The 22,678-nt window shown below is 61.3% G+C and carries 23 protein-coding genes; 8 read left to right on the forward strand and 15 right to left on the reverse strand.

Going from position 1 to position 22,678, the window contains the following annotated elements; genetic code table 11:
• The first annotated feature begins 179 nt into the window (after positions 1 to 179).
• Genes NKJ58_RS05060 through NKJ58_RS05070 form a run of 3 tightly spaced genes read left to right on the forward strand, consistent with a single transcriptional unit; the run spans position 180 to position 4,273 of the window.
• Positions 180 to 1,397: a tetratricopeptide repeat protein gene (locus tag NKJ58_RS05060; protein ID WP_198020010.1), complete on the forward strand. Its 1,218-nt coding sequence runs from the start codon at positions 180 to 182 to the stop codon at positions 1,395 to 1,397.
• 11 nt (positions 1,398 to 1,408) lie between these two features.
• Entirely contained in the window at positions 1,409 to 2,212 is an 804-nt protein-coding gene (locus NKJ58_RS05065) for a FecR family protein (protein ID WP_352852854.1), read from the forward strand.
• A 15-nt stretch (positions 2,213 to 2,227) separates the two neighbouring features.
• The gene (locus tag NKJ58_RS05070; RefSeq protein ID WP_352723266.1) at positions 2,228 to 4,273 is read left to right on the forward strand and encodes a CHASE2 domain-containing protein; all 2,046 of its coding nucleotides are present in this window, start codon (positions 2,228 to 2,230) and stop codon (positions 4,271 to 4,273) included.
• 88 nt (positions 4,274 to 4,361) lie between these two features.
• Here NKJ58_RS05070 and NKJ58_RS05075 read toward each other — a convergent pair whose 3' ends face one another.
• The 4 genes from NKJ58_RS05075 to NKJ58_RS05090 all read right to left on the reverse strand — a co-directional run bounded on the left by NKJ58_RS05075 (position 4,362) and on the right by NKJ58_RS05090 (position 7,534).
• Positions 4,362 to 5,336 carry a L,D-transpeptidase family protein gene (locus NKJ58_RS05075; RefSeq protein WP_023736093.1) on the reverse strand — a complete coding sequence of 325 codons (975 nt, stop codon included), beginning with the start codon at positions 5,334 to 5,336 and terminating at the stop codon, positions 4,362 to 4,364.
• Between the two features lie 313 nt (positions 5,337 to 5,649).
• Complete coding sequence (locus NKJ58_RS05080; RefSeq protein ID WP_023699977.1) at positions 5,650 to 5,904, reverse strand: hypothetical protein; 255 nt, start codon at positions 5,902 to 5,904, stop codon at positions 5,650 to 5,652.
• Between the two features lie 224 nt (positions 5,905 to 6,128).
• Positions 6,129 to 6,332 (reverse strand): hypothetical protein, encoded by a 204-nt coding sequence (locus tag NKJ58_RS05085; RefSeq protein ID WP_023667962.1) that lies wholly within the window; start codon positions 6,330 to 6,332, stop codon positions 6,129 to 6,131.
• 290 nt (positions 6,333 to 6,622) lie between these two features.
• The gene (locus NKJ58_RS05090) at positions 6,623 to 7,534 is read right to left on the reverse strand and encodes a LysR family transcriptional regulator (RefSeq protein ID WP_023691455.1); all 912 of its coding nucleotides are present in this window, start codon (positions 7,532 to 7,534) and stop codon (positions 6,623 to 6,625) included.
• A 176-nt stretch (positions 7,535 to 7,710) separates the two neighbouring features.
• Here NKJ58_RS05090 and NKJ58_RS05095 point away from each other — a divergent pair, with 176 nt between their 5' ends.
• The 5 genes from NKJ58_RS05095 (at position 7,711) to NKJ58_RS05115 (ending at position 13,646) form a co-directional block, all read left to right on the forward strand.
• Positions 7,711 to 8,913 carry an MFS transporter gene (locus NKJ58_RS05095; RefSeq protein WP_352852855.1) on the forward strand — a complete coding sequence of 401 codons (1,203 nt, stop codon included), beginning with the start codon at positions 7,711 to 7,713 and terminating at the stop codon, positions 8,911 to 8,913.
• Positions 8,914 to 9,212: 299 nt separating this feature from the next.
• The gene (locus NKJ58_RS05100) at positions 9,213 to 10,040 is read left to right on the forward strand and encodes a transporter substrate-binding domain-containing protein (RefSeq protein ID WP_352512437.1); all 828 of its coding nucleotides are present in this window, start codon (positions 9,213 to 9,215) and stop codon (positions 10,038 to 10,040) included.
• 144 nt (positions 10,041 to 10,184) lie between these two features.
• Entirely contained in the window at positions 10,185 to 11,465 is a 1,281-nt protein-coding gene (locus NKJ58_RS05105; RefSeq protein ID WP_023681084.1) for an NAD(P)/FAD-dependent oxidoreductase, read from the forward strand.
• A 19-nt stretch (positions 11,466 to 11,484) separates the two neighbouring features.
• Entirely contained in the window at positions 11,485 to 12,456 is a 972-nt protein-coding gene (locus NKJ58_RS05110; RefSeq protein ID WP_023681085.1) for an amino acid ABC transporter permease, read from the forward strand.
• A 626-nt stretch (positions 12,457 to 13,082) separates the two neighbouring features.
• A complete protein-coding gene (locus NKJ58_RS05115) occupies positions 13,083 to 13,646 on the forward strand; it encodes a sigma-70 family RNA polymerase sigma factor (protein ID WP_023681087.1) in 564 nt (187 codons plus the stop codon).
• On the opposite strand, the gene NKJ58_RS05120 is transcribed toward NKJ58_RS05115, so the two are convergent.
• The 11 genes from NKJ58_RS05120 to NKJ58_RS05170 form a co-directional block, all read right to left on the reverse strand.
• Positions 13,647 to 13,823, reverse strand: a complete 177-nt coding sequence (locus NKJ58_RS05120) for a hypothetical protein (protein WP_023681088.1) — start codon at positions 13,821 to 13,823, stop codon at positions 13,647 to 13,649. It lies immediately after the preceding gene.
• Between the two features lie 142 nt (positions 13,824 to 13,965).
• On the reverse strand, positions 13,966 to 14,184 hold the full coding sequence (locus NKJ58_RS05125; protein WP_023681089.1) for a hypothetical protein: 219 nt from the start codon (positions 14,182 to 14,184) through the stop codon (positions 13,966 to 13,968).
• A gap of 73 nt (positions 14,185 to 14,257) precedes the next feature.
• Entirely contained in the window at positions 14,258 to 15,160 is a 903-nt protein-coding gene (locus NKJ58_RS05130) for a class I SAM-dependent methyltransferase (RefSeq protein WP_023681090.1), read from the reverse strand.
• A gap of 4 nt (positions 15,161 to 15,164) precedes the next feature.
• Entirely contained in the window at positions 15,165 to 16,142 is a 978-nt protein-coding gene (locus tag NKJ58_RS05135; RefSeq protein WP_023714679.1) for a GNAT family N-acetyltransferase, read from the reverse strand.
• 8 nt (positions 16,143 to 16,150) lie between these two features.
• Positions 16,151 to 17,299 carry a glycosyltransferase gene (locus NKJ58_RS05140; RefSeq protein WP_352852856.1) on the reverse strand — a complete coding sequence of 383 codons (1,149 nt, stop codon included), beginning with the start codon at positions 17,297 to 17,299 and terminating at the stop codon, positions 16,151 to 16,153.
• 15 nt (positions 17,300 to 17,314) lie between these two features.
• Entirely contained in the window at positions 17,315 to 18,247 is a 933-nt protein-coding gene (locus NKJ58_RS05145; RefSeq protein WP_352518779.1) for a glycoside hydrolase 5 family protein, read from the reverse strand.
• Positions 18,240 to 19,001, reverse strand: coding sequence for a TIGR04290 family methyltransferase (locus NKJ58_RS05150; protein WP_023687791.1), 762 nt, complete (start codon positions 18,999 to 19,001; stop codon positions 18,240 to 18,242). Before NKJ58_RS05150 ends, NKJ58_RS05145 begins: the two co-directional genes overlap by 8 nt.
• A gap of 3 nt (positions 19,002 to 19,004) precedes the next feature.
• The gene (locus NKJ58_RS05155) at positions 19,005 to 19,808 is read right to left on the reverse strand and encodes a sugar phosphate nucleotidyltransferase (protein WP_023725532.1); all 804 of its coding nucleotides are present in this window, start codon (positions 19,806 to 19,808) and stop codon (positions 19,005 to 19,007) included.
• Positions 19,808 to 20,908: a CgeB family protein gene (locus tag NKJ58_RS05160; RefSeq protein WP_023714676.1), complete on the reverse strand. Its 1,101-nt coding sequence runs from the start codon at positions 20,906 to 20,908 to the stop codon at positions 19,808 to 19,810. Before NKJ58_RS05160 ends, NKJ58_RS05155 begins: the two co-directional genes overlap by 1 nt.
• A gap of 14 nt (positions 20,909 to 20,922) precedes the next feature.
• Entirely contained in the window at positions 20,923 to 21,519 is a 597-nt protein-coding gene (locus NKJ58_RS05165) for a histidine phosphatase family protein (protein ID WP_023667978.1), read from the reverse strand.
• Complete coding sequence (locus tag NKJ58_RS05170; protein ID WP_031197850.1) at positions 21,516 to 22,619, reverse strand: inositol-3-phosphate synthase; 1,104 nt, start codon at positions 22,617 to 22,619, stop codon at positions 21,516 to 21,518. Before NKJ58_RS05170 ends, NKJ58_RS05165 begins: the two co-directional genes overlap by 4 nt.
• Between the last annotated feature and the right edge of the window lie 59 nt (positions 22,620 to 22,678).

Consider the following 22,678-nt stretch of genomic DNA (forward strand, 5'->3'; position numbering starts at 1 on the left):
TCTTGTTGCGCAGCTGCAACAGCTGCTGAGGACTCGCATAAGTCCGGCGACCGTTCAGTCGCCTTTTTCTTGCAGTCGTGCTAAATCTCTCGCACTAGTCGGGTTTGGGGTGGGTTCTCGGCATGCAATCTTCGTTTCGAACGATCTTCGGCGTCGCCGCAGCGCTGCTTTGTGCCGGCGTGTTGCCGGCCGGCGCACAAGGTCTTTTTGGGGCCTATGACGATGCGTTTGCGGCCCGCATCGCCAGTCCGGCCGACAATGGAACGCTCGCCCAATTCGTCACGGTTGCGGTCAATGCTGGGCAATACGATCAGGCGATCTCCTCGATCGAGCAGTATCTGATCCAATACCCGCGCGATGCGCGCGCCCGGCTTGCGGCCAGCCGGTTGTATTATCATGTAGGGTCCTATGAATTGGCCCGGCGGCAGGTGCAGTACGGCATCGAAGTCGGAGGTCTGACCGCAAGTGAGCAACAGGAAGCTGTTCGCCTGCTCGCCCGCATCGAGCGCGCGTTGCGTGGCGTCACCTGGGAACTCGCCCTGACCGGCGGGGTATTCAGCGCATTCACCGATTTTGAGCCAGGCGGGGCGCAGGACGACGACAGCTTCGTCTCGCCTTACGGGCAGGCGGAAGGTTTTGTGCGGTGGGACCTCGGCACGCCAAGTGCCGACGCGCTCGTTCTTTCGGGGTCGTTGACCGCGACAGAGCGTCTCTTCACGGAAGACCTGTCGGTTCCGGGTGGCGAGAAGACTTTTATTCACGGCAACGCAGCAATTACCTGGGACAAGGGACTGCCCAACAGCGGGATCGATTCGCTGCGCCTGCTGCTTTCCGCGTTCACCGTTACGGATCGTTTCGACAGCGATATTTACGAAACCGGGATCGGCCTCAGTGGACGTTTCGTCGTTCGCCCGACGGTCGAGACGACGCTCTTCGCCGGTGGCGGCTACATCGATCTAAGCGCCTCGCAAGGCATTTTCGCCGATAGCAGGGTCTTCTATGAGGCAGGCGGCAGCTACCGCTTCCGCAATGGCCAGGCGCTCGGCTTGCGCTTTGTCGGCTCGAATGACTTCGCTTCCGGATCGGGCGAAATCAGCCGCAGCTATACGGGCGAGGTCCGCTATGGCGGCCTGTTGATGAAGGTACCGGATCTTTTCGCATGGTCGCACCAGATCGCCTTATCGGCCGGCCACAGCGACACTCCCGATCTGTCCGTCGGCATCGGCACAAATATCAAGAGCGACTTCTGGCGCATTGCCTCGGAAAGCGATTTTCAGCTGACGGAAGCGCAGAAGATCAGCGTCGATCTCGCCTACCGCAAAACCAACTTCGCCCTCGCCAACCGCGACCGAAAATCGTTCGAAATGCTCATGAGCTATACGTTGACGCTCAATTGAAAGAGGCCGCGATGAGGTATCTTCAGATCGTCATTTTTGTCGCCTGCCTCGCCTTCGCGGCACCATCCGCTGCTGAGACGGTCGGGTCGATGACGGCCTATCAGACCATCATCGTCCGCAATAACGGCGGGACGATGAACGTTGGCGCCGGCGTCGAACTCGGCGACCAGTTGCGCAGCAATCCCACCGGTCTCGGAATGCTGGTGTTCCGGGATGAATCGAGCGCCAAAATTGGTCCAAACACCAGCCTGACGATCGATGAGTTCGTCTACAATCCGGGCTCCGGGTCGGGAAAGATCGACATCGGGATGAACAGCGGCCTGGCCCGTTTTTATGGCGGCCAGGTTTCGAAAGGGGGCGTCATGCAGGTTGCGACGCCGCACATGGTGCTCGGAGCGAGAGGCGGCATCATCGAAGTGCTGGTGGCAGCCGGCCAGACCGTCGGCATATTGCGCGCCGGCCGCATGACCTGCACGATCAATGGCAAACGGCTGGTCATCACGAACCCGGGCTACGCCTGCACGTCGGACGATGGCAAGCTTCTGGCCGGCTACGGCGGCATCGACGCCTTCCCGATCTTGGACAGTATCGACCGGATAGCGGGAACCGGCCTGCCGGGCGCACCGGGTCCTGGGTTGGACGTAAGCGCAATTTGTGCGTCGGCTCTAGGCTCCTCGCTCAAAGTCTGCGGGTCCAGGGACGGCGCACTGCCAGGAGTGGTCATGGAATTCCCTGACAGCCCAACGCCACCTGCGGGCAGCGGGGGCCGGCGGGGCGAGTGTGAGGGTTGCTGCTACTACTACAACTGCGATTAGGCCTGGCTGCACGAGATGAGCCACTCGGTCGGTAGGCGCTGGGCTGATTGGCGGCAAGCCGGCAGGCGCAAAATATCCGGCCTTTTGGTCGTGCTCCTGCTGCTCGCTTGCCATTTGGCTTTTGACGGGCCGTTGTCGCGCCTGCGTGAGCGGACGTACGACTTTTATCAGTTTCTCGCCCCACGCCAGGCGACGAGCAATCCTGTCGTGATCGTCTCGATAGACGACGACAGCCTCAAGGCACATGGGCGATGGCCCTGGAACCGTGGCCTCTTGGCCGATCTGGTCGATGGCATCACGCAATCCGGCGCGGCGGTGGTCGGGCTTGCGCTGGTACTCCCCGAGGCTGACACCTCGCCTGAGGGCATGGCCGGAGACAAGCGCCTGGCAGCGGCGCTGTCCAAAAATCGAACGGCGCTTGCCGTCAGCCTGGGCAATGAAGCGACGGTTTCAGAAGCAGAACCCAAAGCCGGCTGGTCGATCGTCGGGCAAGTACCCGATACACTTCCCGGCTTCACCGGTCTTACCGGGTCGCTTGCCGAATTCTCGAACGCCGCCGCAGGCCTAGGCGTGATTCGCACCTTGCCCGATCCCGACGGCGTACTGCGCCATGTGCCGCTGCTCTGGCTTCGCAACACCCCTCAACGCGCGCAGCTGTGGCCGTCTTTCGCACTCGAGCTCCTGCGCCTTTACGCTGGACAGGACGGTTACACAGCCCGGATGAATGCAGCCGGGTTCGACGCACTCAGGATGGCAGGCGCCATTGTGCCGCTCGAGCCGGAGGGGAGCATCCGCCTCTGGGAAACCGCCACCGACACGCCTCGCCTGTCTGCCAGCACTATCCTTTCGGGCCATGGCGATCCGCGGCTGCGGGACGCCATCGCCATTGTCGACCTGTCGGCTGTGGGCCTGACGCAGTACCTGCCCACGCCGACGAGTCCAGCGCGACCAGGAGCGGAGATCCACGCCGATGCGATCGGCCAGATGCTTGCCGGGCGCTTCCTGGCAGAGCCAGCGCACGCGCGTATGCTCGAGCGGCTCTGGTTTCTCCTCAGTGCCGTCGTTTTCATCGGGGTTTCCGGAGTGCTCGCCGGGCGTGTCGTGCTTGGCGCCCTCTCCCTGGCGCTGCTGGCCGTCACGCCGTTCGTGTTCGGCGCTCTCGAGTACAGCCTGCAGGGTGCACTCTATGACCCGCTGCAGCCGGCGCTTGCAACCATCATGGTTGCGGGCTTCGAAGGCTATGTCCTCTACAGGCGCAGCGAGCAGCGCCGGTCCACCCTGACGCGACAGTTCTCCCAATATCTGTCGCCCTCCGTGGTGCAGCGCCTCGCAAGCTCGGACACCGAGGCAATCCTGTCCGGCGAGAAGCGCGAGATCACCATTTTGATCAGCGACATACGTGGCTTCACGACCATGAGCGAACAGCTCGACACCCAAGAGATCGCCAAGGTGGTCAACCATTTCCTCGGCATTGCGACCGATGAGATCCTCAAGCGCGACGGCACCATCGACAAGTTCATGGGCGATGCGGTGCTGGCCTTCTGGAACGCACCGCTAGATCAACCCGATCATCGTGAGCGTGCGCTCGACGCGGGCCTGGCCCTTATCGAGCGGGTGAGGCGCGAAGACGCCGCCTTCACCGCGGATGGCCATCGCTCCATCGAAATCGGCGTCGCCATCGAGACCGGCATCTGCTCGGTAGGCAATTTCGGCTCCGAACGGCGCTTCGATTACACCGCGATCGGCTCCCCCGTGAACCGCGCGGCACGGCTCGAATCGACGACCAAGAAGTTGGGCATCCCCCTGGTGCTTGGACCCGGCTTTGCGGCAGGAGCATCGATGCCGGTCGTCCAGGCGGGCGCCTTTGAGCTCCAGGGTTTCAAGGGCGAGGTGCCGGTTTTCACCGTTCCGGAGATGCAAGCTGCTCAACAAGGTATGAGCCGCGAAGTAGAGAGCCAACGTGGTGAGCAATCTGGCGCCCCCGCCATGGTGGTTGGTTCGCCGCCATCCGTGCAAATGGCGCCGCTTGACCTGACACCCCGAACCCGGAGCATCCGCTGATCGGATCCAGCGGATCGCAAGATGCGATTGTCACGGGCACAGACGGACATCTCGTTTCGGCGACCATCGAGGGATGCGACGGCTTGCGTCACTCGTCCTTGAAAGTCACCTTCATATGTTTGTGCACCATTGAGGCGAGGTCCTCGGCATCCCAGTTCGTTAGCCTAATGCAGCCGTGAGAGAAGGTCTTCCCGATCTTGCCGGGTTCGGGCGTGCCGTGAATGCCGTAGCTTTCGATGGAGAGGTCGATCCAGATTGATCCCACGGGATTGTTAGGGCCGGCAGCAATGGTGAAGGGCCGCTTGGTTTTGACTCCCTTGAATGCAAAATCGGGATCGTAGTGATAGGTCGGGTTGTGCACCACCCTTTGGATCTCTGCCTGCCCACTTGGTGCCGGCTTCTCGTCGCTCCCGATCGAGGCGGGGTAGACGGCAAACGCTTTATTGGAGGGGTCGAGCACGCGCACCTGATGAGCGCCTTTGTCGACTTCGACGCCGGCAATGGTGGCGGGAGGTTCACCCCGGCCAACATCTGGTACCAGCAGCGTGGTTCCAGCTTTCCTGAATCCGGTGCCTGGGTTTAGCCTCCTGAGCAATGGTTCGCTCACATGGAAGCGCTCCGCCAGCTTCTCGATCGAGTCGTGATAGCCAAGCCTTCTCAGGCGAGCCATCCTCTCCATGCGCCCCGGAATGCGTTTGGTGAAGGGGCCGCGTACATCTTTGCGGGTCAGTTCATAGGTGATCAGAGCTGGGCTGGTGGAGGTTGCCATCAGCTTGTCCCAAGTCGCCTGGGTGAGCTTGCCATCTGGCGCCAGTCCGTTCGACGCCTGGAAGGCCTTGACCGCCTTGGCGAAGTTCTCTCCAAGGCGGCCGTCGATGAGCCCCGGTGAGAAGCGCGCACGATCCAAAAAAATTTGCGCCTTCAGCACGGCAGGATCGAGCCCTTTCGGATCGCCGGCGGAGAATTGCGCCTGATTTACCGCGGCTAGGTCCAGCTTGGCCGCCTCCGTCCCGCCGCATGCGAAGGCGAGTGCAATGGCGAGGAGGAGAAGGAGCCTGATCATCGATTTCACTCCTTACGTTAAATCGCACCTGATCTGCTTCTATGACGCGCTGTGGCAGATCTGGTTCCATTCGCCGGTAGGGGATCATAGGCAACCAGCCTTACGCTGCCGACCGGTCCGAGACGTTTGATGCCCATGCCTTGCCCCTCACGAGAGGCGTTGCTGGCCGCGCAGATCGGCAGTGTAAAAATGGTCTGGCCATGTTGACGTGAGCTTCTACCTTCAAACTGCCCACTACCTGGACCGGCAGTCAAATGGTCTCAGGGCAGCAAGTGAGGAGATGCGCTGGGAACCGGCTTATCGGGCGGGTATTCTATTGATCTTCGGTATCGATAGATCCATGTTCCGTCGTCACTGTGATCGCGTTGTCGCCCGCGATTGCCCTAGCGTATTCGAAGCGCTCCAACTTCTGTTCTGCCGATAGGCCTTTGAACATCGCGGTGGCCGAGTTCGTGATTTTGAAGTCGCCGCAACTCGGACAGCGAAACTCCCGGATGTCACCAACTGTCTCCGAATTAACGAGCGCCTGCTCATCTGTAATCGGGCAAATTGCGGCCATCCAAGCCATCGTGGTCCTCCGTCCTAAGGCCGTCCCCGATTACCCAAAAGGCATCGTCGAGTGCAAAATCCATTTCTGCCGACGCTCACCCCACCTGGAGTACTCCACCGAGTAGATTGCGCTCTCCACTCTCCAACCCAGAATGTGGATTAAAGCCAGTTCCTCGGCGAGCGATTTGCTGGTGAGCGGTAGGCGCTCTCGCTCTGGAGCCTCTCCCAAACGATCGGAGATGTTCATGTAGCGTCGGGCAGGACCGAAGGGCCGGAACGTGGCGTTTTCATCTCTTCGGCAATCACCAGTAGCGCCTCCAGAGCGACGGCGATCCCCGACATCACCGTACTTATGTCTGCGCTGCCGCCGAGCGTCGAAAGTTCGGCCGCTCGCGTTTGCATGCTTTGGCTCAGCTCTTGTAACTTCAGGCGCAGCTCGTCATCCATGGTATGTTCTCCAAGCTTGACGCTGGAGGAACGCGCCTGCTTACAACCCGTTCCGCCGGTGGCCGCAGAGAACCAGAGACACCGCAGATGCTACAACTTGCGCTGTGGCGGCGCTTAGGATGGGCGGTGGATTGAGCCTCAGCGAATGACCGTCGGCAAATAGCGGATGCTTCAGTCTCGAAAAGGTGCTGGACGGCTCGATATGCACCGCCCCTTGGCCCAGGGTGCTGGTCCCATGCACAGTAAGGCCGTGCAAGTGCGCGCGGCCTCTGGGCTCAACATTCCAGTAGTCATGGTCCAAAGTTGTCCCAAGGTGGGTTCTCACCAAAGTGGGCGGCGAGAAGCGTCACGAAGCTTTGAACTTTGGCGGAAAGATGCCTTCTTGACGGGTACATCGCGTAGATCGACCGGCTTACCGGCTTGAACTGGGGCATCACTGTCTCCAGTTGGCCCGAACGAATGGCTTCTCCAACAAGGAAAGTGGGGCAAAGTACTATGCCTGCTCCACCCAGCGCCGCATCGCGCAGGAGCTGCCCGTTCGTTGCCGTCATCCGTGCAGTGATTTTTACCGCCACTTCCCCCTTTGGTCCGTCGAACCGCCATTTTCCGCGGCTGGCGCGCAACGCGTAGTCCAGACAATCATGGTCGTGGAGATCCGACGGCTTTGTGGGACGCCCGCGTCTGTCCAGATAATCGCGCGAAGCGCAGACCACCTCGCGTGAAGGCGCGATTCGGCGAGCAACCAGATTGGAAACCGTGAGTGGAGCGATGCGTACCGCGACATCCAGGCCCTCTTCCACGATGTCAACCACACGGTCGTCCAACACCAACTCAACCGACACCTCCGGGTAGACCGCGAGATATTCTGCAACGACTCTCCCAAGGTGCATCGCGCCGAAGGAGATCGGCGCGCTGACACGCAGTGAGCCGGTTGGACGTGTCTTGCTCTCGGCCGCGCTCGTACGAACTTCCTCGACATCCTCGATTATGCGCAGACTGCGCTCGTAGACGGAGGCGCCGAGCTCTGTCAGGCTTATGCGCCGGGTCGTCCGGTTGAGAAGGCGTGCGCCAAGCCACTCTTCCAGCATCTGGACATGTTTGCTCACGGCCGCTGGCGATAGTCGCATCCGCTTGGCCGCTCCAGCGAAGCTGCCTTCACCGACGACGTTGGCAAACACGGTCATGCTGGTCAGCCGGTCCAACTGCAATCACCTCTTTCATTCACGTTTCGTGAATTCACCATCCATATCTCCCTCGATTATCAATCCGCAGTGGACAGATTATCTGAAACCAGGCCGGGATCAATTGCCCGATCCGTCTCTCTAACGTTTGCCCGAAACGTTGGCGTCGAGTGCCTTCTCGCGGGCTGGAGGTGATCATGTCTCTGACCAAAGCAGCCCTTCGGGAGAAACAGGGAGCCACTTTTCGCATGTGGCTCTCCGTGCTCACCGTATCGCTGGGTATTTTTTCGATGATCACTGCGGAGCAACTCCCTGTGGGGCTGATTCCGGCAATTTCTTCCGAGTTGAATGTCTCTATTGGGAGTGGCGGTCTCACGGTGACGATACCCGGCGTAATTGCGGCGTTCGCTTCTATCGGTTTGCCGTTGGCAGTGGGGAGGCTCGACCGGCGTATTCTGATGGCGGGCCTGCTCGCGGTAATGGCTGCGGCGAGCGTGATTTCAGCGCTCGCAACGAACTTTCCCGTTCTGCTCGCGTCCAGGCTGCTCGTCGGGATCACCATCGGTGGCTTTTGGGCGATAGCCGGAAGCATCGCAGTACGCCTTGTTCCTGGACCGTCCGTGCCGCGCGCCATGACTACTGTCTTCGGCGGTGTAAGTGCCGCTGCGGTGCTGGGCGTGCCGGCCGGCACGATCATCGGTGATCTAGTCGGCTGGCGCGGCGCGTTCTGGTCTCTCGCCGGCCTGAGCTTTGCCATACTGCTCGCCGCCCTGCTTGTGCTTCCGAAGCTGGAGGCGGCGCAGCCTGTGGAGGTGAAAGCCCTGCGTGCGCAATTGCGCAATCCCGCCCTCCTGTCGGGCGTGGTTGCGACCGCACTGCTGGTGGCTGCCCACTACGGTGCCTACACCTTCGTGAGCCCGGTGTTGCTGGAGGTCTCAGGCGTCACTGCAGGGAGCATAGGCTGGCTACTGTTGGGGTATGGCATTCTCGGAATGATTGGCAACGCCGTCGCAGGCGTCTGGGCCGCAAAATCCGTCGGTCGCACATTGGCCTGCGTCGTCATTGGGCTCGGGGCCACGCTGGCTCTTTTCCCGTTGCTCGGGGTCACGCCGCTCACAGGAACCATCCTGCTGCTGGTGTGGGGCTTCGCGTATGGCGCGGCGCCCATTACGCTGCAGACGTGGGTGCTGAGTGCAGCATCAGAAAGCGCGGAGACCGCGACGGCCATCTACTGCTTCACTTTCAATCTTGCCATCTCCGTGGGTACCCTAGCGACCAGTCAGATCGTGGACACGATGGGCGTGAACAGGGTCCTCTGGGTCGACTCCGCCATCATCCTGCTGGTGCTGCTGCCGGTGTGCCGCGCACCCATGCTTAACCGGAACATCGGAAACTCGTAGACAGCAAGCCATCCTGTGCCGCCCATCTGGCAATGATGTGATAGGTTGAAGTAGATCTTCGTTTCCTCTGTCTTGAAAGTCACGCGCGTCACATCAAACGCGGGTTCCGCCGCACCGTGCGGGTGCCGATGCTTTGCGCCCCCGGAGGACAACTGGCTACTTGAAAAAGGACTTGATCCCCTCGTCGATATGTGTGCTGATATGAGATCGATCTCATGCCGCGCTCTCAATTGCTATTTCTCTACGGGAGCGCGCTCTGGGAAGCATATGTCTGAATGACGATGAAGAGGGAGGTTCAAGTGAGGAAATTGATCGCGTGGCTGGCCTTGGCCACTACCACGCTCGCGTTCGCGTCTGCGGCGTCGGCGGGTGAAACCATCGACCGGGTTACCTCGAAGAAGGCAATGGTGGTCGCCACAAACAGCGGTTGGCCGCCGCAGAGTTTCCTCGACGACAGCAATCAGTTGGTCGGCTTCGATATCGACGTCTCGAAGGAGATCGCAAGGCGCCTCGGTGTGGAGGTCAGTTTCGACACGCCGGACTGGGCGACGATGACGGGCGGCCATTGGCAGGGACGCTACGATCTGGGTGTCGGCTCGGTGACGCCGACCAAAGCGCGGGCCAAGGTGATCGATTTCGAAGGCATCTATTATTATAGCCCCTACGTTTACGTGGTTCACAAGGACAGCCCGGCCAAATCGGTCGCCGACCTGAACGGTAAGATCATCGGCGTCGAGACCGCCACCACGTCGGAGGATTTCATCCGCAGACAACTCGAGATCGATGCTCCCGGCCTGCCGCCCATCGAATACAAGCTGGAGCCCGGTGAGATCAGGACTTTCGCTGACTCAATGCTGCCGTTCGACGATTTGAGGCTCGGCGACGGCGTGCGCCTCAACGCGGTCATCGCACCAGAACAGACGGCTCAGAACGCGATAAAGAACGGCTACCCGTTGCGTGTCCTGGAAGGCGGCTATGCCTTCCGTGAGCCACTGGTGGTGATCGCGGAAAAAGGTGATGCCGAGTGGAATGCCAAGATCGGCGCCATTCTCGACGAGATGAAGAAGGACGGTACCCTCGCGAAACTGACCACCAAGTGGTACGGCAAGGATTACAGCGCCGACTGAGGAGCGTCGTGGATAAAGCTTGAGCGGGATGCATTCAATTGAACATCCCGCTCCATCTGTTTTGTTTCAGCCCCATTTCCACGACACCGGGCGGCTCCGCCTGCCTGCAAAATGCTCTAGTGCCGCCACCTCATCGTATTGATCATGACATGTCCTGACACCTATTACCGACGCACGCTTGCTGACAACACCATCAGACCGCCGCTGAGCGGCGTTTCCGAGTGCGAGACAGTCGTTGTCGGCGGCGGACTGGCCGGCCTGACGACGGCGTTGCAGCTGGCTCGCGCCGGCCAGCAGGTCGTCGTGCTTGAGGCGCAGCGGATAGGCTTCGGCGCTTCCGGTCGCAATGGCGGCTTCGTCAATCCCGGTTTCGCCACCGGCACCGACAACATCGCCGCGATGGCCGGCGTCGACGCGGCACAAAAACTGCACCGCCTGTCCATCGAAGGCGTCGACTTCGTGCGGCAGACGATCCGCGATCTCGACATCAAGGCGGCAGAGCCGCGCTCCGGTATATCGAGCGTGCTTCGCCACGATGGTGGCGCCGCGCTCAAGGCATATGCCGAGCAACTGGCGCGGGATTTCGACTATCGGCTCGACTATCTCGATCGCGACCAGGTGCGAGCGGTGCTGCATTCGGATCGCTACCACCAAGGCCTGCGCGATCCCAGCGCCTTCCACATGCATCCGCTTAACTATCTGCGCGCCGTTGCGGGCGAGATCGAACGGCTGGGCGGCAGGATATACGAGAGAACGGCTGCCGTTGAAGCCAACCTTGACGGCGCCGAAAAGGTCTTGCGCACCGACAGCGGCGAAGTGCGCGCCCGCCAGGCCGTAGTTGCCACCGGCGGATATACGGGCCCACTGGTCGGCCGGCTGCAGCGGGCATTCCTGCCTATCGCCACTTACGTTATGGTGAGCGAGGAGGCGCCTGACCTCATCGCCAAGGCGATTACGACGACCGACGCCGTCGGCGATAACCGTCGCGCAGGCGATTATTACCGTGTTGTCGAAGGCGGCAGGCGGCTGCTCTGGGGAGGGCGCATCACCACCCGGGCAGCCTCATCGGGCGTGTTGGCGAGGCAATTGCGCCGTGAGATGGTCACTACTTATCCGCAGCTCGAACACCTCAAGACCGAACTCGCCTGGTCCGGGCTCATGTCTTATGCCCGGCACATGATGCCCCAGATAGGCCCGTTGCAGCCGGGCGTCTGGTACCTCACGGCTTTTGGTGGCCATGGCATCAACACCACGGCGATCGCCGGCAAGTTGATCGCCGAAGCCATACTGGGACAATCGGACCGTTACCGGCTGTTTGCACCATTCGGCCTTGCCTGGGCGGGCGGCCCGGCTGGACTTGCGGTTGCGCAACTCACCTACTGGAAGCTGCAGGCGCAGGATTGGTGGCGCGAGCGGGCCCGCTGACCGCAGGGAGATCGAAGACGTGATCGGCCGACTATTGCTCAACCACCCGGACGCGGCGCGCCGCGTTGGCGTGTTCTTCGTGCTCGCCGCCATCGCCGCCGGCCTGTATGGGCTCGGCATCAAAGCCAGTTGGCTCGGCAAGCTCGTTCCGGGGTCGGTCGAGTGGCTCGCCGCCAACCCGGACGTCGGGCGGGCGGTCTCGGCGGTGCTGATCGCATTGATCTTGGTGGCGAACTGGAACGCGCTGCGGTATCTCAGCCGCAAACAGCAGATTGTGGCAGTCTGGATAGAGCTGTTCGTGATGCTAATGTTGTTTTTCTATTCCTTCGACTTGTCCTTCGCGTTCATCGCCAAGAAGATCGGCTTCCTCGTCTCGAAGGGTGTGGTGACGACCCTCTACATTTCGGCCATTTCGATCGCCATCGCCACCCTCGTCGCCTTCGTTGGCGCCATCGCCAAACTTTCCCGCAACGGCGTGGTCTATGGCTTGGCGACCTTCTATACCTCTCTGTTTCGTGGCTTGCCGTTGCTGATGCAGATCTACATCATCTATCTCGGCCTGCCGCAGATTGGCTACGTGATCGGCGCCGTGCCGGCCGGTATCATGGCGCTGTCGCTCTGCTACGGCGCGTACATGACCGAGATCTTCCGGGCCGGCATCGAAAGCATCTCGCGCGGCCAGACCGAGGGTGCTACGGCACTCGGCCTTAGCGCTAACCAGACGATGTTCCTGGTCATCCTGCCGCAGGCGATGCGGGTCATCGTGCCGCCGACCGGCAACCAGTTCATTGCGATGCTGAAGGATTCTTCGCTGGTCTCGGTGGTCGGGGTCTGGGAGATCATGTATCTCGCACGCACGCAGGGCCAGACCGAGTTCCGCCACATCGAGATGCTCATCACCGCCTCGATGATCTATTGGCTGCTCTCGATGGGGCTCGAGTTCCTGCAGTCGCGGATCGAAGACCGGTTCGGGCGCTCACTCAAGCGCTGATCGTCATCCGTGATTTTCGCCAAAGCGAGTTGCACAGCACCGCAACAGCCAGCTTCGGAGAGCAGCTGCAGATTGTACGCCACAGCACGCCGTTCGGCGACGCCGTCAAGGGTGAATCAACCCGGTATTTCATCGGCTTAGCCTGATCGGAGGGCAGAATAGAGCAAGTGCTGGACGAGCATGTTCGTTGGCCGACTGCCCGGCAACTTCGACCGATTGCTGGATTTCACCCGCGCCAACAAATCGATAAAATCAACGACTTTAACATGTCCTCCGGGCCAACCATTATCGCTATGTATCGATGGTAGCCGAGTTCGCCACGTGGTTCGCCAATAGGTTTGTCAGGCAGTGGTTTGCGCGTTACCAGCCGCACGACTCGGTCCATGCCCTGCACAGCCAAACGCACCGGCGAGGCTTCCCGGGAATGAAGCTCAGCATGGTGTTTCGTTCCCTTGAAGTGGGCGTGTTTGGGGGAAGACCGTAGTCGGCGCGTTCGCGCCCGATGGAATTTTCGAAGAGTTGTTTCCAACGGCGGGAACGAACCAAACTTCCATGCATTTAGCTCTGGCTTCGTTCATTCACTCTTTCTTCTGGGAGCTGGACCATTGTCATCCGGAGGCTATCTCTTGGCCGACCAACAAACCAATGACGTTTCCATCGTTGATCTGATACCTGCCCTGCGGGCTTTCGCGCGCACCTTCTGCCGCGTTCCAGACGATGCCGACGATCTGGTGCAGGAAACGTTGACCAAAGGGCTCGCCAACATCGACAAGTTCGAACCCGGTACACGCATGAAGTCGTGGCTCTTCACCATCATGCGCAACACCTACTACACCCGGATCAAGATCGCTGCACGGGAAGCGCCAGGCCTTCTCGACTGCGCGTCTTCGAGACCGATTTCGGAAGCTACCCAGGAATGGACCGTTCAGAGCAAGGAAGTTCACGGCGCCATCCAAAAGCTGCCCGAACATCAGCGCGAGGTGCTGATGCTGATCGGCGTTTTAGGAGTGGGCTACGAGGAAACCGCCGAAATCTGCGGCTGCGCGGTAGGGACGGTCAAGAGCCGGCTGAACCGTGCCCGCGCCAACATCCTTGAGCTACTCGGGGAGAGCTCTCTGCAGACATTGATAGAGAGACGAAATCAGCTGTCGGATGGTCAGCTCGATATAGAGGTCGACAACCGCAGATAGTCAGCTCTTCACGTCTCGCCGACGCTTCTCGACGAGAGCGTTTTGCAATTCGATCGCCAGCTTGGAGAGGCGGTCCGGTATCTTTTCCTGCTCTATGGCGGCCAGGAGGGAAGCAATCTCCTGATCCACTGCCATCTCGACACGCAGATCCGTGGTATCGTCGCTCGAATGAGACATCACGTTCTCTTGATAGCATCCCTAGATCCAAGTCTGATGATGAGCGCTCGGCACTACAAGGCGTTGTCGACCGCCGAGAGGCTCACCGGCGGCCCTTGCACAGTTTTTCCTCCGTGCCGCGGCAAGACGCGGCGCGGTGGCGTCAGTCCTTCAGCAACCGGTTTGCGGCGTGATCCTGAAATTGATCGGACTTGATTCGATTGCCGTCCAGCCCGCGCTCTCGGCCATGTTGCTTCCTGTCGCGGTTGGACAAAACCGCGTTTTCCTCGATCTTGTCCTTGTCCAAGGTGGTCATTGCGCCGGCGCCGGCACCTTTGCCTTGGCTGCCTTGGCCGAAATGCTTTTTGCCGCCGGATGCCATGATCTCCTCCTTCGAATCCAGGACACCGATCGGTGCCGACGCCCGAACCGGCATCGCGCTGTAATGTTCCGTCTCACCCAGCAAGCAGGAAGGCGTCGCCATCCCATGACCGAAACGGCTTCTCGCCGTCGATGACGACCCGCAATTGGTGAGCTTGCGCAAGACGGCCGATGTCGGCCCGGTCCAAAGAAAGCGATCCGCGATAAGAATAGTTCAGCAATGCGAGCCGGCCCGGCCGTTTGAGAACGCGCGCAATTTCATCGAAAAGCCGCTCAGCCATGCCGGCCAGGACCAGGTAGGGAAAGCTGTCGACCGCCAACACGCAATCGAAACTGTCGTCGTCGAAGTCGGCCAGATCGAGACCGGAGGTTTGGCGCAGTTCGACATTGCCGAGCGCTTCGCATTGCTCGGAGGCGATAGAGATCATCCGCGATGATATGTCGATGCCGACCATCCGCTTGAAGGAATTGGACAGCGCGCGCTCGAAACGTCCGATGCCGCAACCGATGTCGAGAATGTCTCGTTCAATTCCGGTGAATTCTCGCGCCTCGAGCCATTCAACGATTTCGTCGGTCATGGCTGTCAGCCGCTCGTCATCGCCAAGGGATCCTAACTGGACACTTGCGGCTGTCGAAATTGCTGCCGCGGCATCAAAACTCGAGGCCAGCCTCCTGACCACGGCGACATCCGTCTCGCCGTTACCGCGTTCATGCCGAACGGCGCCGCCTGTCGCTCGCAAAGTGGCAAGGACGCCCGGTTTGTGGCGCAGCAGTCCAGCGACCTTTCGCAGTCTTTCAGCATCGCCGGTATCCGCCGGACGGACTTTCAGCACGACCTCCGCCAATTCCGCCGCTTCAATTGTGGGCGGCAGGTGAAGCGCCAGCCTGACGAGAACAGCTTCGGCGCAGGCACCACCGGCCACACAACCTTCGACCGCCCGTCTGACCGATGTCCGGCGCTGCGCGAGCACACTCATGACATCAACTCCGCGTCCAGATCCTCCGCATCGTCCACCTGTCGACGGCGCCCCAGCCATATTTGTAGGCTTCCTGGCCGCGCAGGAAGTCGAACTCGCGCGCATCCTCGCGGATCGACTCCGCGATCGCGTGGCCGATCAGGATCGCACCTGGGCTCTCCTCGGCATAAGCAGGATCGAGGCCGCCGAGATAGGCATAGGCGCGGCCGCGGTGGTGAAATCCGTAATAGGCGGCGACAGTCGTGCCATCGATCGCGAGCAACCAGCATCGGACCAGACCGTGAGCATCGAGCAAGGGAAGTGAAAGCCCATGGAAGTGCTGCACGGCGGGGTCGGCCAATACACCACCTCCATGTCCAACCCAGCGTGCATGGTGCAGGCGGATCAATTGGTTCAGGAAGTTCTGGTCGCCCCGGGCTGACGCCAACGCGAGCCGGCCGCGTCTGCACGCCGCTTGGCGCGCCCGGCGCAACTGGCGCCTGCGCCGAGCGGGAACGCAGCCGGCCAATGTTTCGTCGCCGGCAACAGCAAGCACGGGGCAGGCTGCATGAATTGCCGGCCTCTCGACCGTTAAACCGGGATGCGCGATCGTAAGACCGGCACTGTTTTGCGGCAGATCAGACAAGATCCATTGTGACCACCCGACCGAGCAGATCGTTTCGGCAATTGTGGACACGACCGCCGCCTCGATATCCCGGACAGCCAGGATGTCCAGATAATCGCTGAGCGAAATACCGACCGGAAGCAGCTTCGAACCGGCCGTTCCATGCTCGAGATAGAGTGGCGCCAGCCCGACCAGATCGCCGCCACGCCAGACCGCGACTGTCGCCAGTTCACCGGGTGCGAATGCGCGCCACCATGGCACCAGCCAGGCGGGGGATTGGAACGGCGTCGCAGAGGAGCTCTGCTCCCATAGTTTCCACCAGTGCGGCGTCAAGGCATCGAATTTTACGGGGTCATCGATGATTTCGCTGCGCAACACTGCTTTTCTCACGGTGCCGCAGCGAAGCGCCGGCAATCTGTGCCAAGTTGTGCCAGCGCCTGATAGGCAGCCATATACGACGAGATCATCCGTTCCAGCGAAAACCGCCGTCGCGCCTCCACCCGGCACGCCTCGGCGTCCAGGCTGGGCGCCGCAAGAATGGCTTGGGCCATTTCGTCGACTGTGTTGACGAGAAAGCCCGTCCTGCCGTGCTCGATGACATCCGCAAGCGCGCCATTCGGGAATGCGACCACCGGGGTACCGCAGGCGAGGGCCTCCATGGCGACAAGCGAGCTTGTCTCGGCGGCGAGGCTCGGAATGACCAGACAGCGGGCTGCGTTGAGAAAGCGCCTCTTGGCGTTAAAACCGAGCGGGCCCAGGAAGCGGCGGCGAGCATCAAGACGGGATTGGACCTCGTCGCGAAAGTAGCGCGTATGTGTTTCGTAGGGGTAGACCTTGCCGCCGATGATCAGGGGCACGCCCGCCTGTTTGGCCGCGTCCAGGGCCAGGTGAATGCCCTTTTCCGGGCAGACTCGGCTGAGAACCAGGGCAAAGTCTCGCTTCGGCTGCACCAGGCTCAGTGCTTCGATGTCAACGCCGTTGGGAATCGGCGCCACCAGTCTGGCCCCTGGTGGCGCCGTTTGCTGCTGGGTGGGCGAGACCGCATGGAGCCACAGGTCGTCGCGCGTCGGTCGCAGAGCCTCGGCCGGATACCAGTCCAAGGGCAGGTGGAGGCTCACCAGGGTCGGACCATCGTCGGGCAGATAGGCATGAAAATCGATGCCGTGCAGATGAACCACATCGATCGGCCATCGGGCGCGGGCAGCGGCGATCGCTTTGCGATGAGCCTGCTGCGCGCGGCTCTTCGCCGCCTCGTCGAGCACGCCGTTTTCAGCCGGTATTTCCACAAGGGTACCGCTCGCGCTGGAGCCGCGGCAGCCAATGACGATAGAGCGGTGGCCGGCGCGAACCAGCCCCCGATCGAGAATCGACAGAACCTGTTCGGCACCGCCGACAGCATCGGGTCCGACGGGTGCGAGAGGGTAGGCGACATTGAGGATAGTGAGCGCCGCGGCTGGTTGCGCCTCGGTCCCGTATGCCGGACCACCTGTCGATGATGCCGCTAATTCGTCCAATGTGTCAGGCGTCTGATGCATGGCAGCATGACACTTTCACGCTGCCGAGGCCCGCCGCGTCGGGAGCGAAGCGGACGTCATGCCGGGCGCATAGCGGCGGATCATGGTTGCGCAGAATTCCGCGAACTCCTCCGGCACCAGTGGCGGGCTGGTGTGGTGGGGCATCATTCCCCGATGCTGCGGTGTAAAGCAAAAGGTGACCGTCACGTCGAAATCGGCGAGTGCCTCCATCTGCCGGTCGAACCAGTCCAGCGCGTTCGGCCGGAAGCTGTCTGCCCAGGAAAGCCCCGTGCGCATATTGGTGACGCCCAGCCGCTTCATCCAGGCGACGGCATCGTCCAGCCGGGGGTCCTCGAAATGAAACCACTGCACCAGCCCCATTGCGGGCGAGTAGCGCAGGAACTCCTCCAGCGCTGGTTTTGGCGTGCCGTCCTGGCGCAGCAGCCCCATGTGGAAATGTCGATAGTAAGAAGAGCCCTCCGCCTCGCGATGCCGCGTCGTTGCTTCCCATTCGCGCGGAAGATCGTAGAGGCTGTACCACTGGATGCGTGATGCGTTGCCAATCAGCAACTCAGCGGTGCGCTTGAGCCCCCAAACCTGGATTTCTTCCGCGCCGAAGGTTGATACGCCGACTTCGCTGACCCAGATGGGAAGGTTGGTGACGGTCGCGATCTCGCCGATCTTCTGTGGCCATTCGTGGATCTGCCACAGGTTCCAGTCGAGCGGAAAGCCGTGCACGGCGACGGCATCGACATGGTCCAGCACGCCGAATTCCTTCATGCGGGTGATAAAGCCCGGATCTATCGGCGAGATGCCACCGAGTACTTTCGTCAAAGACGGGTTCTCCGACGCGATTGCGTCAGCCGACAAGATCGCCATCCTGGCAAAGCGGCTCCAATCGGGATCGAGCTCTGGGTCCCAATGCGATTTGTTGTTGGGCTCGTTCCAGATCATGGCGGCTTCAATCATGGAGCTGTCCTTTCGAGGGGTAGATGGCGCCGCCGCCGGCCGGGTCCCCGGCTGCGCGGCAGAAATAGACCTCCTGCTCGGGGTGCAGAACGATCTCGAAACCGGCGCTGCGCAGCATCGCTTCGGTGCAGGCGCGGTTTGGAATCCACCAGTTGGTGGGATCGTCGGCATAGCGGTGCTCGATAAAATGCAGCTTGGGAAACTGCGGCTGGTCGAACAGGTCATGCGTCCAGAAATGATAGTTTTCTTCCAACTCGGGCAGATCCGCGCTGCCGCGCTGCATGGACTGGAAGATCATCAGGTCACGGGCGACATGTTCGCGGATCAGGTCGAGCGCGAGCAAGGGGTGGCGCAAATGGTAAAGCACCCCCATGAACAGCACGACATCGAACGTCTCGCGCAGCGAACCGACGTCGTAGACCGAAAGCTTCTGGAATTCGATCTCGCAATCGGCAACCTCGGCCGCAAAGCGAGCTTGGGCCAGATAGGCGTCATCGAAATCGATGCCGAGGACACGGTCAGCACCTCGCCGTTTCATCTCGATGGAGTAAAATCCTGCATTGCAGCCGATATCGAGTACCGCCTTGCCCGTCAGATCAGCGGGAATGGCATTGGCAAATTTGCGCCATTTGATCAGCGGGTAGTTGCCCAGAAAATGGTTGGGAGCGGTTTCGACGCCGGCAAGTTCCATGTTGTGGAACCATGGGCCGAGCGCATCGATGCGGCGGCGGATTTCGGCATGGGAATGCAGCATGGCTCAGGCTCCTTCGCCAGGAACGACGGGTACATGCGACTGCGCGCCGGGCATGATCATGGTGGGCCGGCGGTGCGCGGATGGGGCGTCGTTTTCAAGCAACCGCAGAGCTGTTCGATAGCCGTTGAAAGTGCCGACATCGACATAGTCCGACCCAGCCCTGACACCAAAAGCTGTACCGCCGGCCGCAATATAGGCGTTGACCAAAGTGCCGATATATTCGTCACTGCGCTCGCGCTCACGCCAGAGTGCCGCAAGCTGATGCAGGATATGGCCCGGCATCTTGAACGCACCCCAAACCCAGTTCGTGGCGGCATCCTGTCGTTTGACCTGGATTTCGATCACGCGCTCGTGGACGTCGGTGACGACGGCGTCGAAGAATTCCGGCTGATCCACCGGGAAAAGCAGAAATGAGAGCTGATCGTCGGGCAAATGGCGGAAACCGTCCTCGGGAAACCAGATCGTATCGGGAAGGCCGACCAGGACGACCTCGTCGGGCGCGACGAGGGGCGCCGCCCGGAAGATCGCATCGCACAGACCGACGGGGTTCGGCTGCACCACGAAGAGAGCCGCCGCGTCACCGTAGCCGGCGGCGTAGTATTCAAGGATGTCGGATTTGCCCGATCCGATGATGAAGCAAATCTTGTCGACGCCGGCCTGCACCATGCGCCGTACCAGATACTCGCTCACGGCGCAGGGACGCTCGGTCTGTCCATCGATCCGGCTACCGACCGGCAGCAGCTCTTTCGAGAAGCCGAGCGGCTGAATGCGGCTGCCGCGCCCGGCAGCGGGTACGATGCCCAACATCAGACCGCTTCCCTCATCGGTTCGCCGGGAGATCTTTGAAAGGCATCGTTCAGGATGCGATCCAGTTCCGCCGCGCGCCGTGCGGAAGTGTGTTCGCCCAAGACCCGGTCGCGGGCACGCCTTCGAATGCCGTCGAGCTCGCGCTCCGGCAATCGCAATGCGGCGACCACATCATCGGTGTCATGCGCCAACAAGATTTCGCGGCCGGGTTCGAAAAATTCGGCCAGGCCCGGCCATGCATCGGTGACGATGGCAGCCCCACACGCGGCCGCTTCGAAGAGCCGTCCCGACGGGCACCAGCCCTTTTGCGCCATCGCCTCCCGGGTGACGTTCAATGTAAGGCGAGATGATGAGAAGAAAGCCGGATGATCGGCGGGCGGAAGATGCCTGACAAAGAAGATATTGTCGCTCCATGGGAATTCCTGCGGATATTGCGCGCCGCCAATGATGAAGCGGTGGTCAGGCAGGCGCGCGGCCGGGCGGACCAGCAGCTTTTCGACGCCGGCCTGGCGATCCGCCGCGTAGGTTCCGAGATAGGACAGATCACCGGCGAATTCCGCCCGCTTCTCTGCCGGCCGGTGTTGGTCGGGATCGACATGCCCATAGAGCGGCACCACGTGACGCGCGCCCAAAACCGACTTAAGCGCCTCGATCGCAGAGCCGCCGGTGTAACTCAAAACGAGGTCGAAATCGGCGAGACCCTCAGGTCCGAAATAGGGCGGACGCTCGCCTTGCTCGATGCGGGCAAGCGTGACCGGAGTGTCGAGATCGTAGAAGACACGCAATCCGCGACCTGTCTGCTGCGCCAGCCGCGAGGCCTCCACGGCGTCGGCACAGTAGGAGGTAACGACGACGACATCCGCTTGCTTCATTGCCCGCTCCGCAACGCGACGGATGTCTTCCCAGTCCGGATAAATGACGACGTTGCCGCCATCGAGCCGATCGAGATCACGCGTCCCGGCATAGTAGGGGGTATCGCGTTCGAAGAAGGTGATGGACCATCCCAGCCGACCCAGGGCGCGGATCAGTCCGCGCCAGAGCGTGGCATGGCCGTTGCCCCATGATGATGTAACGGTGAGACCGAAAATGACCATCTGCATCCGGAAAGTCCTCGTCAGGCAGCTTCGTTCATTCGCAGGAGCTTGGAGCCCCAGTCACCCGACACGATCGTCGTGATCGAGGCTGGATCGATGTCGAAGCGGAAGCAGTCGCCGACCGGCAAGCCAAGCACCTTGCAGACGGCGGCCTTGATGACGTCGGCGTGGCTGACCAGGGCGACACACTGGTTCGGATGCCGCTCGCGCACTGCGTTCATCAGTGCGACGATCCGCTCCTGGACATCCAGCATGGTCTCGCCGCTCGGTGTCCTGGCCTCCTGCCGCTGGTCGTTCCACGCCCGCCAGCCGGCGTCGCCGTTCAACTCGTCGAAGGTCTTTCCCGACCAATCGCCGAAATCGATCTCGTCGAGTTCGGCGCAGATCGCGATTTCACCGACGCCGCAGGCAAGCGCGATCGGCACGGCCGTCTCTTGCGTACGCTCACGCGGGCTGCACAAGATGGCTTCAATCGGCTCCCGGGCCATGCGGCCACCAAGATGCGCGGCCTGCGCCTTCCCAGCCTCGCCAAGGCAAACGCCGTCCATCCGTCCTGCAAGATAGGAGCCGACATTGTCGTGCGCTGCATGACGGATCAAAAAGAACGTTGTCGTCATTCCGCGGCATCCAGCAAAGGCTCGTCCTTGCCGGCGATGAAAGCGAGCGTGCGCTGCCGCGCTTCGGCGTCGGTGAACTGTTCGGGAGGCGACTTCATGAAATAGCTGCAGGGGCCGGTCAGTGCTCCCGCTATGCCGCGATCGAGCGCAAGCTTGGCGCAGCGTATCGCATCGATCACCACGCCGGCTGAATTTGGAGAATCCCAGACTTCCAGCTTGAGCTCGGCGTTGAGCGGCACGCCGCCGAAGGTCGTCCCTTCCACTCGGATATAGGCCCATTTGCGATCAGTCAGCCACGGTACGTGGTCGCTGGGTCCGACATGAATATTGCCCGGCTCCAGGGGAACATCGAACTGGCTGGCCACGGACTGGGTCTTGGAAATTTTCTTTGATTCCAGCCGCTCGCGTTCCAGCATGTTGAGGAAGTCGGTGTTGCCGCCGAAATTCAGCTGATAAGTGCGATCGATGCGCACGCCGCGCTCGCGGAAGAGATTGGCCAGCAGGCGGTGAACGATGGTCGCCCCGACCTGGCTCTTGATATCATCGCCGACCAGCGGCAGCCCTCGCTGCTCGAAGCGCCGGCGCCATTCCGGACGTGAGGCGATGAAAACGGGTATGCAGTTGACGAAGGCGCAGCCGGCCTCAAGCGCGCATTCGGCGTAGAAGCGCGTCGCCTCCTCGGAGCCCACCGGCAGGTAAGAGACCAGCACGTCGGCGCCGCTGTTGCGCAGGATTTCGCTGACGTCGGCAACCGGCTCCGGCGCCTCCTCGATTTCGTCGCGCAAGTATTTTCCGATGCCGTCAAGTGTCGGTCCGCGCTCGACGCGAACGCCGTTTGCCGCCGAATCGGCAAAGCGGAACGTGTTGTTCGGGGCGGCGTAGATTGCTTCAGCGACGTCGAGGCCAACCTTGCTCCTAGCGACGTCGAATGCGCAGACAATCTCGATGTCGTCGACATGGTAGCCGCCGAGGTCGGCATGCATCAGCCCTGGGATTGGTTCGTTGCTCTTTGCGTGACGATAATAGGAGAGGCCCTGCACCAGGGAGGATGCGCAATTGCCGACCCCGACGATACCGACACGAACCTTTTTCGATCCCACGAAACTGCCGCCCTATGCTGTTCAAAGGTAAGTTCCTGCCGCCGAACCACCAGCGTGCC

This window comes from Mesorhizobium sp. M0139, assembly GCF_040322455.1.
GTDB lineage: Bacteria > Pseudomonadota > Alphaproteobacteria > Rhizobiales > Rhizobiaceae > Mesorhizobium.